16 protein-coding genes and 2 tRNA genes are annotated in these 18,856 nt (G+C 70.7%); 9 read left to right on the forward strand and 9 right to left on the reverse strand.

What is annotated here, in order from left to right; all coding sequences use genetic code 11:
* Positions 1–11 precede the first annotated feature (11 nt).
* On the reverse strand, positions 12–512 hold the full coding sequence (locus J8M51_RS04935) for a DUF3830 family protein (protein ID WP_216588604.1): 501 nt from the start codon (positions 510–512) through the stop codon (positions 12–14).
* A 175-nt stretch (positions 513–687) separates the two neighbouring features.
* On the opposite strand from J8M51_RS04935, the gene ehuB reads away from it, so the two are divergent.
* From ehuB to J8M51_RS04965, 6 genes are all read left to right on the forward strand, one after another.
* Positions 688–1,635 carry an ectoine/hydroxyectoine ABC transporter substrate-binding protein EhuB gene (gene ehuB, locus J8M51_RS04940; RefSeq protein WP_216588605.1) on the forward strand — a complete coding sequence of 316 codons (948 nt, stop codon included), beginning with the start codon at positions 688–690 and terminating at the stop codon, positions 1,633–1,635.
* Complete coding sequence (gene ehuC, locus J8M51_RS04945) at positions 1,632–2,492, forward strand: ectoine/hydroxyectoine ABC transporter permease subunit EhuC (RefSeq protein ID WP_086763731.1); 861 nt, start codon at positions 1,632–1,634, stop codon at positions 2,490–2,492. Before ehuB ends, ehuC begins: the two co-directional genes overlap by 4 nt.
* Complete coding sequence (gene ehuD, locus J8M51_RS04950) at positions 2,489–3,139, forward strand: ectoine/hydroxyectoine ABC transporter permease subunit EhuD (protein WP_086763733.1); 651 nt, start codon at positions 2,489–2,491, stop codon at positions 3,137–3,139. The genes ehuC and ehuD overlap by 4 nt, the downstream gene beginning before the upstream one ends.
* A 10-nt stretch (positions 3,140–3,149) precedes the next feature.
* Complete coding sequence (locus tag J8M51_RS04955) at positions 3,150–3,926, forward strand: amino acid ABC transporter ATP-binding protein (protein WP_086763735.1); 777 nt, start codon at positions 3,150–3,152, stop codon at positions 3,924–3,926.
* 224 nt (positions 3,927–4,150) lie between these two features.
* The gene (locus J8M51_RS04960) at positions 4,151–4,909 is read left to right on the forward strand and encodes an IclR family transcriptional regulator (protein WP_086763737.1); all 759 of its coding nucleotides are present in this window, start codon (positions 4,151–4,153) and stop codon (positions 4,907–4,909) included.
* Positions 4,910–5,023: 114 nt separating this feature from the next.
* A tRNA-Lys gene (locus J8M51_RS04965) sits at positions 5,024–5,097 on the forward strand.
* A gap of 39 nt (positions 5,098–5,136) precedes the next feature.
* Here the strand turns inward: J8M51_RS04965 and J8M51_RS04970 are convergent.
* The 7 genes from J8M51_RS04970 to J8M51_RS05000 all read right to left on the reverse strand — a co-directional run bounded on the left by J8M51_RS04970 (position 5,137) and on the right by J8M51_RS05000 (position 12,923).
* Positions 5,137–5,790 carry a response regulator gene (locus J8M51_RS04970; protein ID WP_216588606.1) on the reverse strand — a complete coding sequence of 218 codons (654 nt, stop codon included), beginning with the start codon at positions 5,788–5,790 and terminating at the stop codon, positions 5,137–5,139.
* A complete protein-coding gene (locus tag J8M51_RS04975; protein ID WP_267298986.1) occupies positions 5,775–7,037 on the reverse strand; it encodes a sensor histidine kinase in 1,263 nt (420 codons plus the stop codon). Before J8M51_RS04975 ends, J8M51_RS04970 begins: the two co-directional genes overlap by 16 nt.
* A gap of 71 nt (positions 7,038–7,108) precedes the next feature.
* Positions 7,109–8,755 carry a long-chain-fatty-acid--CoA ligase gene (locus J8M51_RS04980; protein WP_086760095.1) on the reverse strand — a complete coding sequence of 549 codons (1,647 nt, stop codon included), beginning with the start codon at positions 8,753–8,755 and terminating at the stop codon, positions 7,109–7,111.
* Between the two features lie 40 nt (positions 8,756–8,795).
* Positions 8,796–9,266 carry a DUF3592 domain-containing protein gene (locus tag J8M51_RS04985; protein ID WP_086760097.1) on the reverse strand — a complete coding sequence of 157 codons (471 nt, stop codon included), beginning with the start codon at positions 9,264–9,266 and terminating at the stop codon, positions 8,796–8,798.
* A 129-nt stretch (positions 9,267–9,395) separates the two neighbouring features.
* Positions 9,396–10,013: a lytic polysaccharide monooxygenase auxiliary activity family 9 protein gene (locus J8M51_RS04990; RefSeq protein WP_086760099.1), complete on the reverse strand. Its 618-nt coding sequence runs from the start codon at positions 10,011–10,013 to the stop codon at positions 9,396–9,398.
* Between the two features lie 96 nt (positions 10,014–10,109).
* Positions 10,110–11,255, reverse strand: coding sequence for an SPFH domain-containing protein (locus tag J8M51_RS04995; protein WP_216588608.1), 1,146 nt, complete (start codon positions 11,253–11,255; stop codon positions 10,110–10,112).
* Positions 11,256–11,363: 108 nt separating this feature from the next.
* Entirely contained in the window at positions 11,364–12,923 is a 1,560-nt protein-coding gene (locus tag J8M51_RS05000) for a peptidoglycan-binding protein (protein ID WP_086760101.1), read from the reverse strand.
* A gap of 191 nt (positions 12,924–13,114) precedes the next feature.
* Between J8M51_RS05000 and J8M51_RS05005 the strand changes: the two genes are divergently transcribed.
* From J8M51_RS05005 to glxA, 3 genes are all read left to right on the forward strand, one after another.
* Positions 13,115–13,191, forward strand: a tRNA-Lys gene (locus J8M51_RS05005).
* Positions 13,192–13,613: 422 nt separating this feature from the next.
* Complete coding sequence (locus J8M51_RS05010) at positions 13,614–15,629, forward strand: glycosyltransferase family 2 protein (protein WP_086760103.1); 2,016 nt, start codon at positions 13,614–13,616, stop codon at positions 15,627–15,629.
* Entirely contained in the window at positions 15,626–17,563 is a 1,938-nt protein-coding gene (gene glxA / locus J8M51_RS05015) for a radical copper oxidase GlxA (protein ID WP_086760105.1), read from the forward strand. Before J8M51_RS05010 ends, glxA begins: the two co-directional genes overlap by 4 nt.
* A 217-nt stretch (positions 17,564–17,780) precedes the next feature.
* Here the strand turns inward: glxA and J8M51_RS05020 are convergent, their stop codons facing one another.
* Positions 17,781–18,797, reverse strand: coding sequence for a glycoside hydrolase family 6 protein (locus J8M51_RS05020; RefSeq protein ID WP_267298987.1), 1,017 nt, complete (start codon positions 18,795–18,797; stop codon positions 17,781–17,783).
* Between the last annotated feature and the right edge of the window lie 59 nt (positions 18,798–18,856).

Raw genomic sequence — 18,856 nt, forward strand, 5'->3', positions numbered from 1 at the left:
GCACCCCCGAGCTATGCGGCGCGCCGGAACGAAAGGGTCTCCCCCAGCGCCCCCGCCCGCCACAGGTCGTTGCACGCCGCCGCCATCTCCTCCAGCCCCGACACCACCTGCCCCCAGACGATGCCGGGCACCCACCCCACATCGCCGTTCAGCAGCAGGTTGTTGCGTTCGTAGAAGAGGGCCAGGTCGACGAGGGTCGTACCGGGGCGGACGTCCTCGCCGTCGTAGCCGTACGCGCCGGTCGCCAGCTCCGTGCCGGCGAAGGAGAAGTAGCAGAGGTCGCCCGGGATGGGGGTGACCGTGGGGTTCTCCAGCGGTGGCTCGCGGTCGGCGAAGGGCGGGAAGAGGGCGTAGATCTCGTTGCGGGCGTACTTCGCGTGGTAGACGTCGCCGGACAGGGGCAGGGCGTCCCAGACGGCGGCGCAGGTGAGCGGCGCGCGGTCGTCGAGCAGCCGGGCCGTGCAGCCGACCCCGCGCCGGTCGAGCGCGACCTCGATGTGCCGTTCCGCCATCCCCGCCTCCTCGCCTCGTGCTCGGCCCGTGCCTCGGCCCGTGCCGCGGTCCGTCCGCAGACGCGCCTGCCCGGTCGTGCGGGCTTCAATCCCGGCCGTTCGCCACAGGCCCCCCGGCGTGAAGGACCGGAAAAGAACCGGCATACCCGTGGACGCCTCGGGTAGCCGCGCGGCCATGGCTCGATTGCACGCACACGAAGACGGACACGACAGGAAAAGCCGACAACCAGGCAGACCCGGCCTCCCCCGCCGCACCCTCCTCACCGGCACCGCCGCCCTGGTGGGCACCGGCGCTGTGGCCGGGGCGAGCAGCGGCTGCAGCCGGGTGGCCACCGCGGACACCGGCGACGGCGGACAGCTGTTGCAGCAGCTGCGCGCGAAGGGCACCGTACGGCTGGGCATCGCGGGCGAGCAGCCGTACGGCTACATAGGCGAGGACGGTGAGGTCACCGGCTCCGCCCCGGCCATCGCGACGCGGATCTTCCGCAGACTCGGCGTCGACCACGTCGAACCCTTCCCGACCGAGTTCGGTTCGCTGATCTTCGGGCTGAACTCGCTGCAGTTCGACGTGGTCGCGGCCGGTATGTACATCAACCCGGAGCGCTGTGAGCAGGTGCTCTTCGCGGATCCCGAGTACCAGATGAAGGACGCCTTCATCGTGCCCAGGGGGAACCCGAAGAAGCTGCGCACCTATGCCGACATCGCCCGGACCGGGGCCCGTATGGCGACCGGTATCGGCTACGCGGAGATCGACTACGCCGAGGCGGCCGGGGTGAAGAGGATCGACACCCTGCCCGACCAGCTGGCCGGTCTCCTCGCCGTCGAACAGGGCCGGGTCGACGTGTTCGCGGGCACGGCCGTCACCGTACGGAACGTGGTCGAGCAGACCGGGAGCACCAAGGCGGAGGCGACCGACGAGGTCACCCCGATCGTGGACGGCAAGCCCGTCATCGACGTCGGCGGGTTCGCGTTCCGGATGCCCGAGCGGAATCTGCGGGACGCCTTCAACCGTGAGCTGCACAAGATGAAGCGGAGCGGTGAGCTGCTGGAGGTCATGCGGCCCTTCGGGTTCACGAAGGACCAGATGACCGACATCCGGGCAGAGGAGAAGTGCCGCCCATGACCGCGATGAACGCAACACCGCTCGTGCATGGCACGGGCGACACGCCCCTCGTCACCGCCGCCGGGTTCCTCGACGGCCTCGCCTTCAGCTCGGGGCTGTGGGAGCTGCTGCTGCGCGGTGTGTGGATCACCGTCCAGCTGACCGTGTACGGCGCGGCGCTCGGTGCGGCCGTCGCCTTCGCCGTGGGGCTCGCCCGGCAGCACCGGCTGTGGATCGTGCGGTTCGTGGCGGGCGCGTACTTCGAGATCTTCCGCGGCACCTCCGCCCTGGTCCTGATGATCTGGGTGTTCTTCGTGGTGCCGCTGACCTTCGGCTGGCAGCTCGTCCCGATGTGGGCGGCCGTGCTCACCCTGGGCTGCACCTACGGCGCGTACGGCTCGGAGATCGTGCGCGGCGCGGTGGCCGCGGTGCCGGTGGCGCAGCGCGAGGCGGGGGTGGCCCTGAGCTTCACGCCCGCCCAGCGGATGCGGAAGATCGTGCTGCCGCAGGCCTGGCCGGAGATGGTGCCGCCGTTCTGCAATCTGCTCATCGAGCTGCTGAAGGGCACCGCCCTGGTGTCCGTGCTCGGTGTCGCCGACACGACGTTCGCCGCCCAGCTGGTGCGCAACGCCACCGGGCAGAGCGCGCCCGTCTACTCGGTGATCCTCGTCATGTACTTCGTGCTCGCCTTCGCCATCACCCGGGTGATGCGGCAGGTCGAGCGGCGCGCCAAGGCCGGTGTCGGCCGGGCTCCCTCGAAGGGTGTCCCCGGGCCCCGCCGGGCCGTCACCGGACGGCCCCGGGACCTGGCCGCGGCGGGTGCGGGAACGGGTGCCGGAACGGCCACGAAGACATCCGCACCCGGAGGTGCCTCATGACGTGGGACTGGTCCACACTGGGCGACTTCATGCCGGCCTTCTGGAACGGTGTGTGGGTCACCCTGCAAGCCCTGTTCTGGGGTTCGCTGCTCGCCTTCTCCCTCGGTCTGGTCTGGGCCCTCGCCCAGCGTTCGTCGCTGAAGGCGGTGCGCTGGCCGGTCAAGGCGATCACGGAGTTCGTCCGCAACACCCCGCTGCTGGTGCAGTTGTTCTTCCTGTTCTATGTGCTGCCCGAGTGGGGTCTGACCCTCTCCGCGCTGGCCACCGGTGTGCTCGGTCTCGGGCTGCACTACTCGACGTACACCGCCGAGGTGTACCGCGCCGGGATCGACGGGGTGCCCGCCGGCCAGTGGGAGGCGGCGACCGCGCTCAGCCTGCCGCGCTCGCGCACCTGGACCGCGGTGATCCTGCCGCAGGCGCTGCGCCGGGTCGTGCCCGCCCTCGGCAACTACGTCATCGCGATGCTGAAGGACTCGCCGATGCTGATGACCATCGGTGTGCTGGAGATGCTCGGCGAGGCCCGCCAGTTCGGCTCCCAGACCTTCCAGATGAACGAGGCCATCGTGACCGTCGGCATCGCCTTCATCGTCATCGCCTACCCCGCCTCCCTCCTCCTGCGAGCCCTGGAGCGTCGTCTTGTCCGCTGACACCCCGCTGATGAAAGAACCCGAGTCGCCCGACAGCCGAGTGGCGGACACGAGTGAGCTGATCCGCTTCGAGAACGTGACCAAACGTTTCGGCGACACCACCGTCCTCGACGGGCTGGATTTCTCGGTCGACGCCGGGAAGCACGTCACGCTGATCGGTCCGTCCGGCTCCGGCAAGACGACGATCCTGCGGCTGCTGATGACGCTGACCAAGCCCGACGACGGGAGGATCACCGTCGGCGGACAGCAGTTGTTCCCGGCGAGCGACAAGCAGTGCCGTGAGGTCCGCAAGAACATCGGGATGGTGTTCCAGCAGTTCAACCTCTTCCCCAACATGAAGGTGCTGCGGAACATCACCGAGGCGCCCGTCACCGTCCTCGGGCTCTCCAAGGACGAGGCCGAGGCGCGCGCCCGCGAACTGCTCGACCTGGTGGGGCTCTCCGACAAGTGCGACTCCTACCCGAGCCGGCTCTCCGGCGGGCAGCAGCAGCGGGTGGCCATCGCGCGGGCCCTGGCGATGCGCCCGCAGGTGCTGCTCCTCGACGAGGTGACGTCCGCGCTCGACCCCGAACTGGTCGCGGGTGTTCTCGACCTGCTCAGGGACATCGCCCGCACCACCGACATCACGATGCTCTGTGTGACCCACGAGATGAACTTCGCCCGGGACATCTCGGACCAGGTTCTGATGTTCGATTCTGGCCAGGTGATCGAGTCGGGCAGCCCCGAGAAGATCTTCGGTGACGCCTCGCACGAACGTACGCGCGAATTCCTCGGCGCGGTCAACTGATTACGCCAAGTGAACGGGTGAACGCGCGGAAACGCGTGGGAACATCCGAGGTCCGCCCGCCGGGCCATGCCTTTGGCATATGCCAGAGTGCTGGTCCGGCAGTTGGGAGGCCCGGGGGCGCCGGGATTTTCTCGCGAACAACCCCTCCACGTACGGCTCTTGGGCCGTATCGTGGGACTCGGCAAGCTGTCCGAAAAACGGCCCGAGAAGCGCAGGGGGAAACCGTGGCGCTCAAGCACGAGCCGACCGCGCCGTACCACTCGGCCCAGGACGCCCTGCGCGTCCTGGAGACGGTTGCGCGGCACGCAGGTGGCGTCACCGACGCCGAGATCGCCCGTCGCACCGGCGTCGGCAGCGAGCGGTTGACCGCGCTCCTGCGGATGCTGCGTCGCGAGGGATATGTGGAGCAGACCACCGACGGCGCCTATGTCTCCGGTGCCGCCCTCGCCCGGCTGGGCTCCGCCCAGGGTCATGACCAGGCCCTGCGCGAGCAGCTCCAGCACACATTGGACCGGCTGCGGGACTCGGTGGGCGCCGCCGTCTATGTCACCCGCTATCTGGACGGGGAGATCCAGGTCACCGGCTGGGCCGACGGCCCGGCCACGCCCGCGGTCCACGAGTGGGTCGACTTCCGTTCCTCCGCCCATGCCACCGCCTTCGGCAAGGGGCTGCTGGGCCAGCTCGACCTCAACGGCCGGCGCGACCACCTCTCGCGCCACCGCCCGGCCCGGCTCACCGCCCGCACGATCACCAACGAGAGGGTGCTGCTGAGCAAGCTCGACGCCCAGACACCCACGGTCCCCGTCCTCGACCTCCAGGAGTACGCGCCGGGCACGGTCTGCGCGGCCGTCCCCATCACCGCGGGCTCCGCCGTCGGCTGCCTCGCGCTGTCGCTCCCGCTGGAGCACGCGCACCGGCTGCGGGCGGCGGCGAGCACGCTGAACCGGGGGGCGGCGCCGGTGCTGCTGTCGTTGGCGATCTAGCGAGCCCTGTCCGACGGAGATCCAGCTCACGTTTAAGCGGTCGAAGGCACCCGTTCGGACCAGGTAGTATTTTCTCTGTCGCCAGCCGCCGAAGGCGGAAGGGCGACAGAGTCTGCGCCGCTAGCTCAGTTGGTTAGAGCAGCTGACTCTTAATCAGCGGGTCCGGGGTTCGAGTCCCTGGCGGCGCACAGAGAGAAGGCCCCCCGCTCCGGCGGGGGGCCTTCTGCTTATCCCCGCAGGTACGCCAGGACGGCCAGCACCCGCCGATGTGTGTCCTGCGCCGGCGGCAGGTCCAGCTTCCCGAGGATGTTGCCGATGTGCTTGCCGACGGCCGCCTCGGTGACCACCAGCTCGCGGGCGACGGCCCCGTTCGACCTCCCCTCGGCGACCAGCGCCAGCACCTCCCGCTCGCGCGGGGTCAGCGCCGCCAGTGGATCACGCCGGCGCCGCAGCAGCTGCCGTACGACCTCGGGGTCGACGACCGTGCCGCCGGACGCGACCCGCTCCACCGCCTCCGCGAACTGCTCGACCTGACCGATGCGGTCCTTGAGGAGATAGCCGACGCCGGTGCCGTCGCCGGTGTCCAACAGCTCGGCGGCGTAAGCCCGTTGGACGTACTGGCTGAGGACGAGGACGGGCAGGGCGGGGTTCGCCGCGCGCAGTTCGAGGGCGGCGCGCAGGCCTTCGTCCGTCAGACCGGGCGGCATCCGTACGTCGGTGACGACGAGGTCGGGGGTGTCCGCCCGCACGGCCGCGATCAGCGACTCCGCGTCCCCGACGGCCGCGACGACCTCGTGGCCGAAGCGGGTCAGGACGCCGACGAGGCCCTCCCGCAGCAGCACGCTGTCCTCGGCGAGCACGATCTTCAGCGCTGCGGGCAAGGGATCTCCAGGGACAGGACGGTCGGGCCGCCGGCCGGGCTGTGGACGGACAGTGTCCCATCGAGCACGGCGAGCCGGTCCGCGAGTCCGGTGAGGCCCGTGCCCCGCGCGGGGTCGGCGCCGCCCGTGCCGTCGTCGCGCACCTCCACCCGCAGCCGCCCGCCCGTGTACCGCCCGCCGATCCACGCCCGCCCCGCCCTGCTGTGCCTGCCGATGTTGGCGAGCGCCTCCCGGACCGCGAAGTACGCGGCGGACTCGACGGATTCGGCGAACCGGGGAAGGTCGACGTCCACCTCCACGGGTACGGCGGAACGGTCGGCCGCGTCGGCGAGGGCGTCCGGGAGGCCGTAGTCGGCGAGCACCTGGGGGTGGATGCCGTGGATCAACTCCCTGAGTTCGCCCAGTACTTGGTCGGCCTCGTGGTGGGCGGCGGCGAGGCGGCCGGCCAGCTCCGGCGGGGCGTCCAGCCGGACCAGGCCCAGGGTCATGCTCAGGGAGACCAGCCGCTGCTGGGCCCCGTCGTGCAGATCGCGCTCGATGCGGCGCCGCTCCGCCTCGAAGGCCGCGACCAGCCGGGCCCGTGACCGTGTCACCTCGTCCAGCCGCCGTTCCGCCTCCGCCTCGCTCGGCGCGAGCAGCAGCCGGGCCAGGGCGGCGCGGGCCCGCGCGTACCGGACGAGGGGCCACAGCAGCGCGAGGAGCAGGACCGCTCCGGCGGCCGTGCACAGCAGGGCCTGGCCGTAGGAGTCGATCAGCCAGAGCTTGGCGATCCGCGCGTCACCGCTCGCACTGCTCGTCGTCGCCAGCTGCACGGGCGCCCCGATCATCGCGCCGGGCACACCCAGCGCGCCGAACAGCACGAGCGCGTCGAACGGCCACAGCACGAGACCGAGCAGCACCGTGTACGCCAGCTCCCGCCAGGTCGCCCGCTCGGTCAGTCGCAGCCGGGCCCAGGCGGCGAGTCCGGGTTCGGCCGGGGTGGCGTGCGGGTCGGGCGGCGGCGGGGTGCGGGTGAGGGCCAGCCGCCGTCGTTCGAGGGCGCCGACGGGGATGCCCGACAGGACGGCCACGGCGAGCAGCGGCAGGCCGACGAGGACCGGGGCGAGGGCGAGGCCCAGGGTGCCCAGGACCAGGAGCACCACCAGCAGCGGGGCGCCGACGAGCATCCCGCTCAGCAGGTAGGCCACCGCGCGAGGCGTTTCCCGTACCGCGTCCCGTATCGCGTCCCGTACGACCGTTCGGATCATGGGGTCACGGTAGGCGGGGGCGGTGGGCGGCGGCCATGGGCCCAGACGGTGTCCGGAGGGTGGGCCCAGCCCTACCTCGTCAGCAACTCCTCCCGCCCCCGCGCCCGGTACTCCGCCACCAGCCGCGCCTGGTCCACCGCCGAGAACTTGCGGTACGCCCACTTCCCGGGCGGGCGCCACCAGACCGGGTCGGAGCAGCGGAAGCCCTCGCGGCGGAGGGCGGCCCGCTGGATCTTGTTGGTGGCGGTGACGGGCATGGCCGGGACGACCCGGATGAAGCGCGGGGTCATCTTCGTGCCCAGATCGGGCTGGGCCAGCAGGAATTCGGCGAAACCGCAGGGGTCGAAGGTGCCGGCGAGGGTCGCCATGACCTGGTCCCCGGCGACCGGGTCGGGCACGGCGTACACGGCGACGGCCTCGGCGCCCTCGTAGCGGGCGAGGATGTTCTCGATGACGGCGGCGGCGAGGTTCTCGCTGTCGACGCGGAGGCGGTCGTCGGTGCGTCCGGCGAAGTGGAGGAAGCCGTCGGGGTCGCGGTAGAACAGGTCGCCGGTCCAGTACCAGCCGTCGTGGAGGCGGGCGGCGTCCGCCTCCGGGTTGCGCCAGTAGCCCTCGAAGGGGTTGGGGCCGCGGTTGACCAACTCCCCTATGGCCTCGGTGCCGTTGAGCAGACGGCCGTCGTCGGCGAGCAGGGCCGGCGGGCACTCCTCGCGCGTCTCCGGGTCGACCACCGCGAGATCGTCGCCGGGTGCCGCCCGCCCGATCGCGCCGGGCGGTGTGCCGGGCGTGCGCTGGATCGCCGCGCCGCCCTCGGACGACCCGTACCCCTCCACGAGCCGCACCCCGAACCGCTCCTCGAAGGCCGCCGCGTCCACCGCCCCGGCCTCCGTGCCGAAGCCCGTGCGCAGCGGGTTGTCGCGGTCGTCGGGGCGGGGCGCGGTGGCGAGGACGTACTGCACGGCCCGTCCGACATAGGTGAAGTACGTGGCCCGGTACGCCCGTACGTCGTCCAGGAACCCGGAGGCCGAGAAGCGGCGGCGCAGGGCGACCCCCGCCCCGGCGACCAGGGCGGGGGCCCAGTCGGCGATGACCGCGTTGCCGTGGAACAGCGGCATGCAGACGTAGTGCACGTCGTCCCGGCGCACCCCGAAGCGGTCCACCAGTGCCCGCCCGGCCGCCGCCAGCCGCCCCTGCGAGCAGATCGCGGCCTTGGGTGCGCCGGTGGAGCCGGAGGTGAAGTAGAGGAGGAGGCGGTCGGCGGGGCCGGTCCGCGCCGGGGCGGGCACGGCGCCGGCGTACGGGGCGAGGAGGTCGGCGTAGGCCTGGCTGTCCGTCACCAGGACTCGGACGCCCGGGAGTTCGAGGCCGTCGAGGAGCGGCAGGTGGGCCCGTTCGGTGATCAGGACCGCGCACTCGGTGTGCAGGATGTCGCGGGCCAGTTCGGGTCCGCGGCGGGTGGGGTTGATCCCGGCGACGGCGGCGCCCGCGAGGGCCGCCGCGCTCAACCACTGGGGGAATTCCGGGGTGTTGTCGAGGAGGACGCCGACATGGGGCTCGGCGGCGGGTGGCAGGAGGTCGGCGAGCAGGGCCGCGCGGGCGGCGGCTCCGGCGGCGACCTCGTGGTGGGTCAGGACCTGTTCCTCGAACCACAGCCCGGGCCGGTGGTCGTCCCACCGGTCGGCGACGAGCTGTGCGACCGTGCGCCTCGTGGACTCCATGTCGGCGCACGGTAGTTGACGTACCGTCAGTTGAGGAGGGTCACGGCGTCGGGAACGAGGGGTCCGTCGAGAACTGGTGGAACGTGACCATGAAGAAGACACAGAACGCGAAGGCCACCCCGAGCAGGGTCAGGATGCCGACACCGGCGGCGCCCTGCTTGAACCCCTGGTCGCGGCCGTGCGCCGTGGCCACCACGTCCGGGCCGGCGGTGTAGTGGACGGTGACGAAGTCGCCCTCGACGGTCGTCATCGGCCCGTCCTCCTCCTCGAAGCGGACGGGGCGGCCGTCGTGGGTCGTGAACTCGTACACGTGGTGGATCGTGGTGTGCACCGAGCTGCGGTCGCCCATGCCGGTGCTGACGGTCGTGAACGCCCTGAGGCAGCGCGCCTCGGCGGTCAGCCCGCTGTTCCAGGCGCGTCTGATCCGCAGCCAGCTGCTCAGCACCCGGTAGGCCATGAAGCCGATGAAGGCCATCATGACAAGGGGAATGAGATAGAAGAAGACGTCCATGATGGTCCCCCGAAGTCCGGTCGCCGCCCTGGTCGGCGGCGTGTGGGGACCGTACCCGCGTGGGGGCCCCGCGCAGCTCAAGAGATCCTCAGAACTGAGCGGGGCCGGGGCGCAGCACCGCCCGGAGGGTCAGAAGGTGACGTCCGAGCAGGCGTAGAACGCGTTGGTGGTGTCCGCGACCGTCCACACCGCGAGGATCACGTGGTGGCCGCTCAGCCCGGACGGCAGCCGGCCGGTGTGGGAGAGCGTGGACGGTGGGCGCTGGCCGTTGTAGGGGACGGTGAAGAACGGGGTGAGGTTGAGGTCGGAGCGGGCCAGGGCGTGGTTCTGGTTCCAGCCCGCCTTGGTGACGTAGTACTTGAAGTCGGTGGTGGCGTGCATGGCGGTGAACTGCCAGCGGAACGTGTAGTTCTGACCGCCCGTCACCCTGGTGGTGGGCCAGGCGGCGCCGCCCGGCCTGGTGGACGCGTTGAGCTGGTTGAACCGGCTGTTGCCGCCGGAGCAGAGTTGGCCGTCAGCCGGCCCTGAGCCCGGGAAGCCCTTCGGGCCCTCCACGCTCTGCGGCTCCCACTGGATCTCGCCGCAGTTGGTGACGGTGCCGTTCTGACAGAGCTTCTGCCGGCTGACGGGAAGGTCGGTGTAGCCGTGGCCGGAGGCGCCACCACTGGAGAGCACGAGCGCTCCGGTGGTGGCGAGGCCGACCGCGGCGGCGTACCACTTGGTCCTGTTCCGCGCGTGATGGCGCATACTGCCGCTCCCTGGAGTACGTGGGGGTGTTTCCAGGTCTAGACCAAGTCCCAGATTATGGGTGCGCGTTGAACATGTCCATACCAATTCACGGGTTCACGGCGACACTTCGCGCCGCCCTGTGTAGAACGCCACCGTCAGGTCCTTCACCAGCGCCTTGCGTTCGTAGTCGTCGAGTTCGACCAGGCCGCGCAGGGTCAGCCGGGTCACCGTGTCCTCGACCGAGTCGACGACGGAGGTGAGCACGGTGTCGCGGTGCTGGGCGTCGAGCGCGGCGACCCGGCGGCGCTGCATCACCGCCGCCACCTCGGGCGCGTACTCGATCCGGGTCGGCTGGACCGAGAACACCTCCATCCCGGCCGGCGCCGAGTCCACCGCCACCAGCCCGGTCAGCGCCTCGCCCACCGCCTCCGTGTTCCGCAGCGTGGCGTCCCTGACCAGCGCGCCCGGCGCCACATCGGCCGGCAGCCGCGACAGCACCCGGGAGACCGCCGCCTCCACGCACTCCCGCAGATACCGCTCATGGTCCTCGACCCCGAGCAGCGCCCGCGCGGTGTCCCGGACCCGCCAGGTCACGAGCACGACGACCCGCAGCGCGACCCCGTTGGCGTCCACCGCCGCGATCGGCTCGCTCCGCCAGTGCCGCAGCCGTACGTCGACGCGGCGGCGCAGCACCAGCGGGTTCACCCAGAGCAGCCCGGTACGGCGGACGGTCCCCCGGTAGCGCCCGAACAGCCCAAGCACCCAGGCCCGTCCGGTCCGCCCGCGCGCCAGCCCGCCGAACCCGAACAGCGTCAGGGCCCCGGCGCCCGTGTACGCGGCCCACTGCGCGGGGCCCAGTCCGGCACCGGCGTACGCGGTCGGCAGCCCGAGCGCCCGTACCGCGAGCCCCGGCAACGCCCCGGCCCACCAGGAGGTGAGGACGCATCCGGCCACCCCGCACGCCCCACCGAGCGCCCCCACCACCCCGGGCACCACCCGCGCCGGGCGCTCGACGAGTCCGGGGTCGACCTCGACGGTGGGGCGCGGCTTCGTGGCCGTGAGCCCCTGCCGCACCCGGGGCTGCTCACCGGTGCCGCGCCGCCGGCCCACGACGGCGGGGGCGACCGGCACGGCCACGGGTGCGGGGTCGTCCCGGAACAGCAGATGGACGGGGATCTCGGTGGTGGTCTCGTTCTGGATGAGCCGGGCGGGCCGCGCGGCCCCCTCGGGCTCCGGTGTGGACGAGGTGGTCGTACTCATACGTGCCTCCATGCCTCCGCGCAGGAAGAACCGTGGTGAGAGTGGTCGAAGGGGGTGGGGGTGCCCGATGCGGGCTGGTGCGGGCGGGTGCGAGTGCGCGTGCGGGCGTCAGGAGAACAGGCGGCGCCAGGTCTCCGGGCCCGGGTAGCCGTCCGCCGCGCCGCCGCGCCACCCCTGGGCCCGCTGGAACGCCTCCACGTTCCGCCGGTCCGACTCGTCCCAGCGGGACCCCGGCCCCGAGGCGTAGTACTTGCCGAAACCCTTCCTGACCAGCTGCTCCCCGAGCCGGCTGACATACGGGTTGTCCGCGCCCGGCCGGAACATGCCCCGCCCGGGATAGCCGAGCACGCCGTGCGAGGCGGGCGTCACGGGCGGCGCCCCCGGCTTCCCCGGCTTCGCCGAGCCCCTGGGCGGGGCGGGCTCCTCGGGCCCGCCGGGTGCGGCCGGCTTCCCGGGCGGCCGGTGCACCACCGGCGGCTTCGGCTGCGCGGGCTTGCCCCCGGGGCCCGGGTTGCCGGCCTGCGGGATGTCCCGGCCCCGGCCGCTGACCAGATAGGACCAGGTCAGCGGGCCCGGAATGCCGTCCGCGAACCGGCCCGACCAGCCCTGCGCCCGCTGGAACGCCCGGGTGGCCCGGCGGTCGGCGTCGGACCAGACCGGCCCCGGCCCGTCGGTGTAGAAGCGGGCCCCGCCGCGCTCCACCAGCATCCGCCCCAGCCGGGTGACGTACTTGTTGCGCGCGCCGGACCCGAACGCCTCGGCCCCCGGGAAGCGGTCACCTGCGGACGGCCCTGCGGCACCCTTGGCGCCCGGCTGCTCCGGCGGGACCCCGGGGGCACCGGTGCCGTCCGGGCCGTCGGTGCCGTCCGGGCCGTTGGAGGCGTCCGTCCCGCCGTCCGGGCGGCCCTCGGCGTCGTCGACGAGCCCCTTGTAGCGGTACGGCACATAGCGGGTCGCGTTGTCCCAGTACCCGTACGGGGTGGCCTGCCTGCGGGCGTACGGGCGGGCCGACTCGTAGGCGATGTAGTGGGTCTCCGCGAGGTCCGTCCAGCCGCCGAAGATGACGACGTGCGAGCCCTTCTGCGGGTCCTTCGGATTGTGGAAGAGCAGCATGTCGCCGGGTTCCAGCCGGTCCTTGGAAATCCGCTGGGCGAACTTGTCGAGGCTGCCCGTCCATTCGTTCCCGGGGAGGTTCCAGGCCATCGACACAAACCCCGAGCAGTCCTGCCGATAACCGTCGGACCAGTATTCGCGCATGCTGTACGGCACCCCGGCCGCGATCCAGGTCTTGGCCCGTCTGATGATCTCGGCGCGGGTGGTGGGCGGGATCCGGACCTCCTTCGGCGGCTTCTCCCCGTCCGCCGGGCGCCCTCGGGGACCATGCAGCGGAGTCTTCTTCCCCTGGGGGGTGTCCGGCCCGTCACCTGCGGGAACGGCACCGGGGCTGACCGGGCCGTGGGCCGCCGCGACCGCCGGTACGGCATGCCCGGCGCCGAGTGCGGCACCGGCGGCGGTGGCCACCACGAGGGCGCTCGTGGCGGTTCGGGCCGCCGGGTGGCTCAGCCGGGCGTAGCGGGCCGAGTGCGGCATGATCCGCCGCCAGTGGACACAACCGGGGCATTCGCAGTCGCCCCCCGGATCGATCTCCTCGAATACCGGAGTCCCCATGCGATTCCCCTCGCGAACCGACCGAAGAATTCCACGCTTCTGCACGCCGGTCAGTTTCTCAACGGTCATCCCGTGTCGCATGCTGACGGTCCAAATGATGTACACGAGGCGCCCGGGGCGGGGGCCGGGCCCCGCCCCCGCCCGGTCCGTGGTCGGGAGCACCCCCGCCCCTCCGGTAAAGTTCTTCTCGCGCGCCGCTAGCTCAGTTGGTTAGAGCAGCTGACTCTTAATCAGCGGGTCCGGGGTTCGAGTCCCTGGCGGCGCACCATCGGAAGAGGCCCCTCGCGAAGTGAATCGCGAGGGGCCTCTCCGTATGTGGCGATGTGGGGTGATGCCCCAATGACGGCGTATGACCGGTAAACAGCGCGTTTCGCATCTTGCGATCAAGCTTCACACCGTAGAACCCTGGGTCGTAAGAGACTGCGGATACATGGCAGTTTGGGGGCCTTGGGGTGTTCCGCGCCCCGGGATGGGGATCATGGGCCCCCGGCGACGCACGTGATGCACGCGCTCAGGAACAAAAGATGCCGAGGGGGCATCAATGCAACCGGATGGCCGTCGCCCCGTGTCCTCATGGTGTAGATCACATGGTGACGATGACCCACTGATGCGTCCGTAACGGTCGAGGGGGACCGAATCGGATGGAATACCGACGAACACACGCTCGACGCGTGTGCGGGGGGATGACTCATGACGTCGACGCCGACGGGCGCCCGGCATAACCACGACCCGTCCGAGACGACCCGGCTCAAGGTGCCGTCGCACCGGACCGGAGCCTTCCGCAGGCTCAAGAAGACACTTCCCAGATACGACTACGAGCACTACAGCCGACTCGCCGGACCACTGACCCAGCCCGATCCGACCAAGCCCTACCGGGTGCAGTACCGCTCACTGATCTCCCAGGAACCGCACCGGCTGCGGGTCGCCCTGATGCTGGCGGCCGCGCCCCTGCTCTCCCTGGTCCTGCTGGCCTGGCTGCTGCAGCAGGACCACTGGACCAAGCGCGACTACGTCGAGTACGAGTTCCTGCCCACCCTCGACCTGGTCATGCTGGTCTCGATCGGCCTGATCGAGTTCTTCCGCTGTATGAACGTGCTGTCGAACGCGCACGCCACCCTGGTCGCCCGCGACCCGGTCCCGGTGGTGCCCGAGACCGGCACCAGAGTCGCCTTCCTCACCTCCTTCGTGCCCGGCAAGGAGCCGCTGGAGATGGTGACGAAGACCCTGGAGGCCGCGGTCAGGCTCCGGCACCGGGGACTGCTGCACGTCTGGCTGCTCGACGAGGGCGACGACGCCGATGTGAAGGCGGTCTGCGCGCGCCTGGGCGTGCACCACTTCTCCCGCAAGGGCATCGCGAAGTGGAACCAGCCCAAGGGCCCGCACCGTGCCAAGACCAAGCACGGCAACTACAACGCCTGGCTGGACGCGCACGGCGACGACTACGACTTCTTCGCCTCGGTCGACACCGACCACATCCCGCTCCCCAACTACCTGGAGCGGATGCTCGGTTTCTTCCGGGACCCGAACATCGGCTTCGTCATCGGCCCCCAGGTGTACGGCAACTACGACAACTTCGTCACCAAGGCCGCCGAGTCCCAGCAGTTCCTGTTCCACGCGCTGATCCAGCGCGCCGGCAACAAGTACGGCGCCCCCATGTTCGTCGGCACCTCCAACGCCGTACGGATCAAGGCGCTCAAGCAGATCGGCGGGCTGTACGACTCGATCACCGAGGACATGGCCACCGGTTTCGAGATCCACCGCCACAGGAACCCGGCGACGGGGAAGAAGTGGCGCTCGGTCTACACCCCGGACGTCCTCGCGGTGGGTGAGGGGCCCAGCGCCTGGACGGACTTCTTCACCCAGCAGATGCGCTGGTCGCGCGGGACGTACGAGACGATCCTCAAGCAGTACTGGAAGGGCTGGTACTCGCTGCCGCCGACCAAGCTCTTCAACTACACGATGATGATCATCTTCTACCCGATGTCCGCCCTCAACTGGATCCTGGCGGCGCTGAGTTGCGCCCTGTTCCTGGGCCTGGGCGCCTCCGGGGTGAACATCGACCCGACCGTGTGGCTGATGCTCTACGGCAACGCGTCCGCGCTGCAGATAGGCCTGTACGTCTGGAACCGCCGGCACAACGTCTCCCCGCACGAGCCGGAGGGCTCCGGCGGGGTGGCCGGCATGGTGATGTCCGCGCTGTCGGCGCCGCTCTACGCGAAGGCGCTGATCGACTCGGCCCTGCGCCGCAAGAGCAAGTTCGTGGTCACGCCCAAGGGGGACTCGGCGAGCCCGGACCGGTGGTTCGGCACCTTCCGGTACCACTGGTACTTCATCGCCATCTTCGGGGCCTCGATCACCGCCGGGTTCGTCCTCGGCCACGCACACCCCGCGATGATCATCTGGGCCGTCTTCGCCATGATGATCACCGCCCTCCCCATCTTCGCCTGGCGCTACATGCTGCGGCAGGACAAGAAGAAGGCCGCCGCCGCGGCCGAGCTCCAGGGGTCCATGGTGGCGCCGCCCGAGGCGGCTCCCGCCCCGTTCGCGCCACCACAGACACCGCACGCCCCACCCGCGCCTCACGCTCCCCAGCACAAGCCGAGCTGGGCGGCGTCCGGGTCGGGCGGCGGGGGTAGCGACCAGACGATGCAGATCGCGCTGGGCGGACTCGGCGGACGTGGCGGAGCGGGGGGACGTAAGGAATGAAGGACCGTGCAGGCCGCCGCCGTGCCCGTCGCCTCGCGATCGGCGCGGCGGTGGTCCTCGCGCTCGCCGGGATGAACGGGCCGTGGGTGTACCGCTTCAGTACCGAGAAGTACCACCAGTACAAGATCAACAGACCCGAGTACAAGGCGGACAACGGGCACTGGCAGGTCGTGGAGTTCCCGGAGGAGTACCGGCAGAACACCATCCACGCGGCCCTGCTGCACACCGGCAAGATCCTGCTGATCGCGGGCTCGGGCAACGACGCCGACAACTTCGACAGGAAGAAGTTCGACACCCGCCTCTGGGACCCGGTCGCGCAGACCATCAAGCGCGTACCGACCCCGGCCGACCTCTTCTGCACCGGGCACACCCAGCTGTCCAACGGCAATCTGCTGATCGCGGGCGGCACCAAGCGCTACGAGAAGCTGAAGGGCGATGTCACCAAGGCCGGCGGCCTGATGATCATCCACAACGAGAACCCCGACAAGGGGATGAGGCTCAAGGCGGGCACCAGGTTCGTCGGCAAGGCGAACGGCAAGACGTTCGTCCTCAAGGACACCGTCGAGCTCAAGAAGGCCGTCAAGACCTTCGACCCGGACACCGGCAGGTTCACCGGCAACAAGCCCGGCATCGCACGCGCCTACGTCGAGGCCGAGCGCAGGGGCAAGAAGTACGAGACGGGGACGGAGGACAACTACAAGGTCTCGGGGCTGACGGGCGAGGACGCGCGGAACACGTACGGCATCGCGCAGAAGCTCGCCCTCGACAAGAAGGACTTCCAGGGGATCAAGGACGCCTACGAGTTCGACCCGGTCGCCGAGAAGTACATCAAGGTCGACCCGATGAACGAGGCGCGCTGGTACCCGACCCTGACGACACTGTCGGACGGCACGGTTCTCAGCCTCTCCGGGCTGGACGAGATCGGGCAGCTGGTCCCGGGCAAGAACGAGATCTACGACCCCGGGACGAAGAAGTGGACGTACACCAAGGACGAGCAGCAGTTCCCGACGTACCCGGCGATCTCCCTGATGCAGAACGGCAGGCTGTTCTACTCGGGCGCGAACGCGGGGTACGGACCGGACGACATCGGGCGCGACCCCGGGATCTGGGACCTGAGGACCAACAAGTTCACCAAGGTCCCCGGGATGAGCGACAGCAAGCTGCTGGAGACCGCCGGGACGGTGCTGCTGCCTCCGGCGCAGGACGAGAAGTACATGGTGATCGGCGGGGGCGGGGTCGGTGAGTCGGAGCGGTCCAGCAGGAAGACCCGGCTGATCGATCTGCTGGCCGACGAGCCGAGGTTCACGGACGGACCGGAACTGGCCAAGGGCACCCGGTATCCGCAGGCCTCGATCCTGCCCGACGACACGGTCCTCATCTCCGGCGGTTCCGAGGACTACCGGGGGCGGGGCGACTCCAACATCCTGGAGGCGCGGCTGTACGACGCGAGGACGGGTGAACTGCGGCGGGTGGCCGACCCGTTGGTGGGCCGGAACTACCACTCCGGGTCGATCCTGCTGCCGGACGGGCGGGTCGTGTTCTTCGGCTCCGACTCCCTCTACGCCGACAAGGCCAACACCAAGCCGGGGGAGTTCGAGCAGCGCATCGAGATCTATACGCCGCCGTATCTGTTCCAGGACGCGCGGCCGACGCTGACGGGCGGGCCGAAGACGGCGGCGCGCGGCGGGAAGGCGGCGTTCGGGACGCGGCACGGGTCGTCCATCCGGTCGGCGCGGCTGATCCGGCCCAGCGCGTCCACGCATGTGACGGATGTGGACCAGAAGTCGATCGAGGTGGACTTCGAGGTGACCGGGGACCGGATCGAGGTGACCGTGCCGAAGAACCGGAATCTGGTGCAGTCGGGGTGGTACATGCTGTTCGTGACGGACGACGCGGGGACGCCGAGCGCGGCGCGGTGGGTGAAGGTGCCGTAGGGGTTCGCTTTCGGGTGCGGGCGCGTGGGGGCTGGTCGCGCAGTTCCCCGCGCCCCTGAAAAGCAGGGGCTGCGCCCCGTGCTTTTCAGGCCCGCCGCCGGTCGCCGTTCGAGGCTGCGGGGGGCCTGTGTCTTTCAGGGGCGCGGGGAACTGCGCGAGAAGCCCCACCGGACCCGCGCCCGCCGACGAACCCGCGCCCCCACCCCATCAGGCGCCCCTAATCAGACGCCTTCGCCAGGTCCAGCGCGTACTCAGGCCACCACTCCCCCGCCTTGGGGCCCCCCTTGCACTCCCCGTCGGACTCACCGGGACGCTTCACCCACAGATACGCGTCCACCAACTCATCCGCGGTCTTCGTCGTCGGAGACTCCCCCAGCGCCCGCCCCGGCGGATTGCACCAGCGCTCGCCCTCGTCGCCCTCGGTCCAGGGGCCGTTGCCGTTGCGGCTGGTGTCGATGACGAACGGCTTGTCGCCGATCTCCGCGGAGAGCCGTCTGCCGTACTCGATGGAATCGTCCGTGGTGTAGAAGTTCGAGACGTTGACGGCGAAGCCGTCCGCCTGGTCGACGCCGGCCCGCTTGAGGGGATCGTGGATCTCCTCGGGGTCGCCCCAGCCCGCGTTGCCCGCGTCCAGGTACACCGTCGTGTTCTTCAGCCCGCCGAGCCGCTCGATCGCGCCCTTGAGCAGGTCGTACCGCTCCTCGTGGAACTCCTCCGGGGTGCAGCCGTCCACCAGGTGGAGCACCGCGTCGGGCTCCAGGACGATCGTGGCCGACCGGTCCCCGATGCCCCGGGCCACGCCGTCGATCCACGTCCGGTACGCGTCGCCGTCGGCCGCGCCGCCGCCGGAGTACTGGCCGCAGTCGCGGTGCGGGATGTTGTAGAGGACGAGGACCGCGTCCCGGTCGGCCTTCTCGGCGGCCTCGGTGAAGCCCTCGGCCTCCCGCTCCGGGTTCTCCGGGCCGATCCACTCGCCCGTCGGCTGCTCGGCGATCCGGCGGATCAGTTGGGCGTCCTCGTCCTGGCCGGCCTTCTCGTAGGCGGCGACCTGGGTCGCCGCGTTCCCCCGCGGGTTGACCCAGAACGGGTCCGTGCCGCTCGGTTGTTGGGTGATGCCGGAACCGCCGGACCGGTCCTTCCCGCCTTCCCCGTCGTCCCCCCCGGAACAGCCGGCGAGCAGTAACGCCGCCACCACCGCGGACGCCCGAACCCCGGCCCCCCTACTGCCGTACATCCAACTCCCCCTTGGGTGCACCGTGTCGTAAGCCCCAATCCTGACATAAGTCCCGCCTC

This window comes from Streptomyces griseiscabiei (assembly GCF_020010925.1).
Lineage (GTDB): Bacteria > Actinomycetota > Actinomycetes > Streptomycetales > Streptomycetaceae > Streptomyces > Streptomyces griseiscabiei.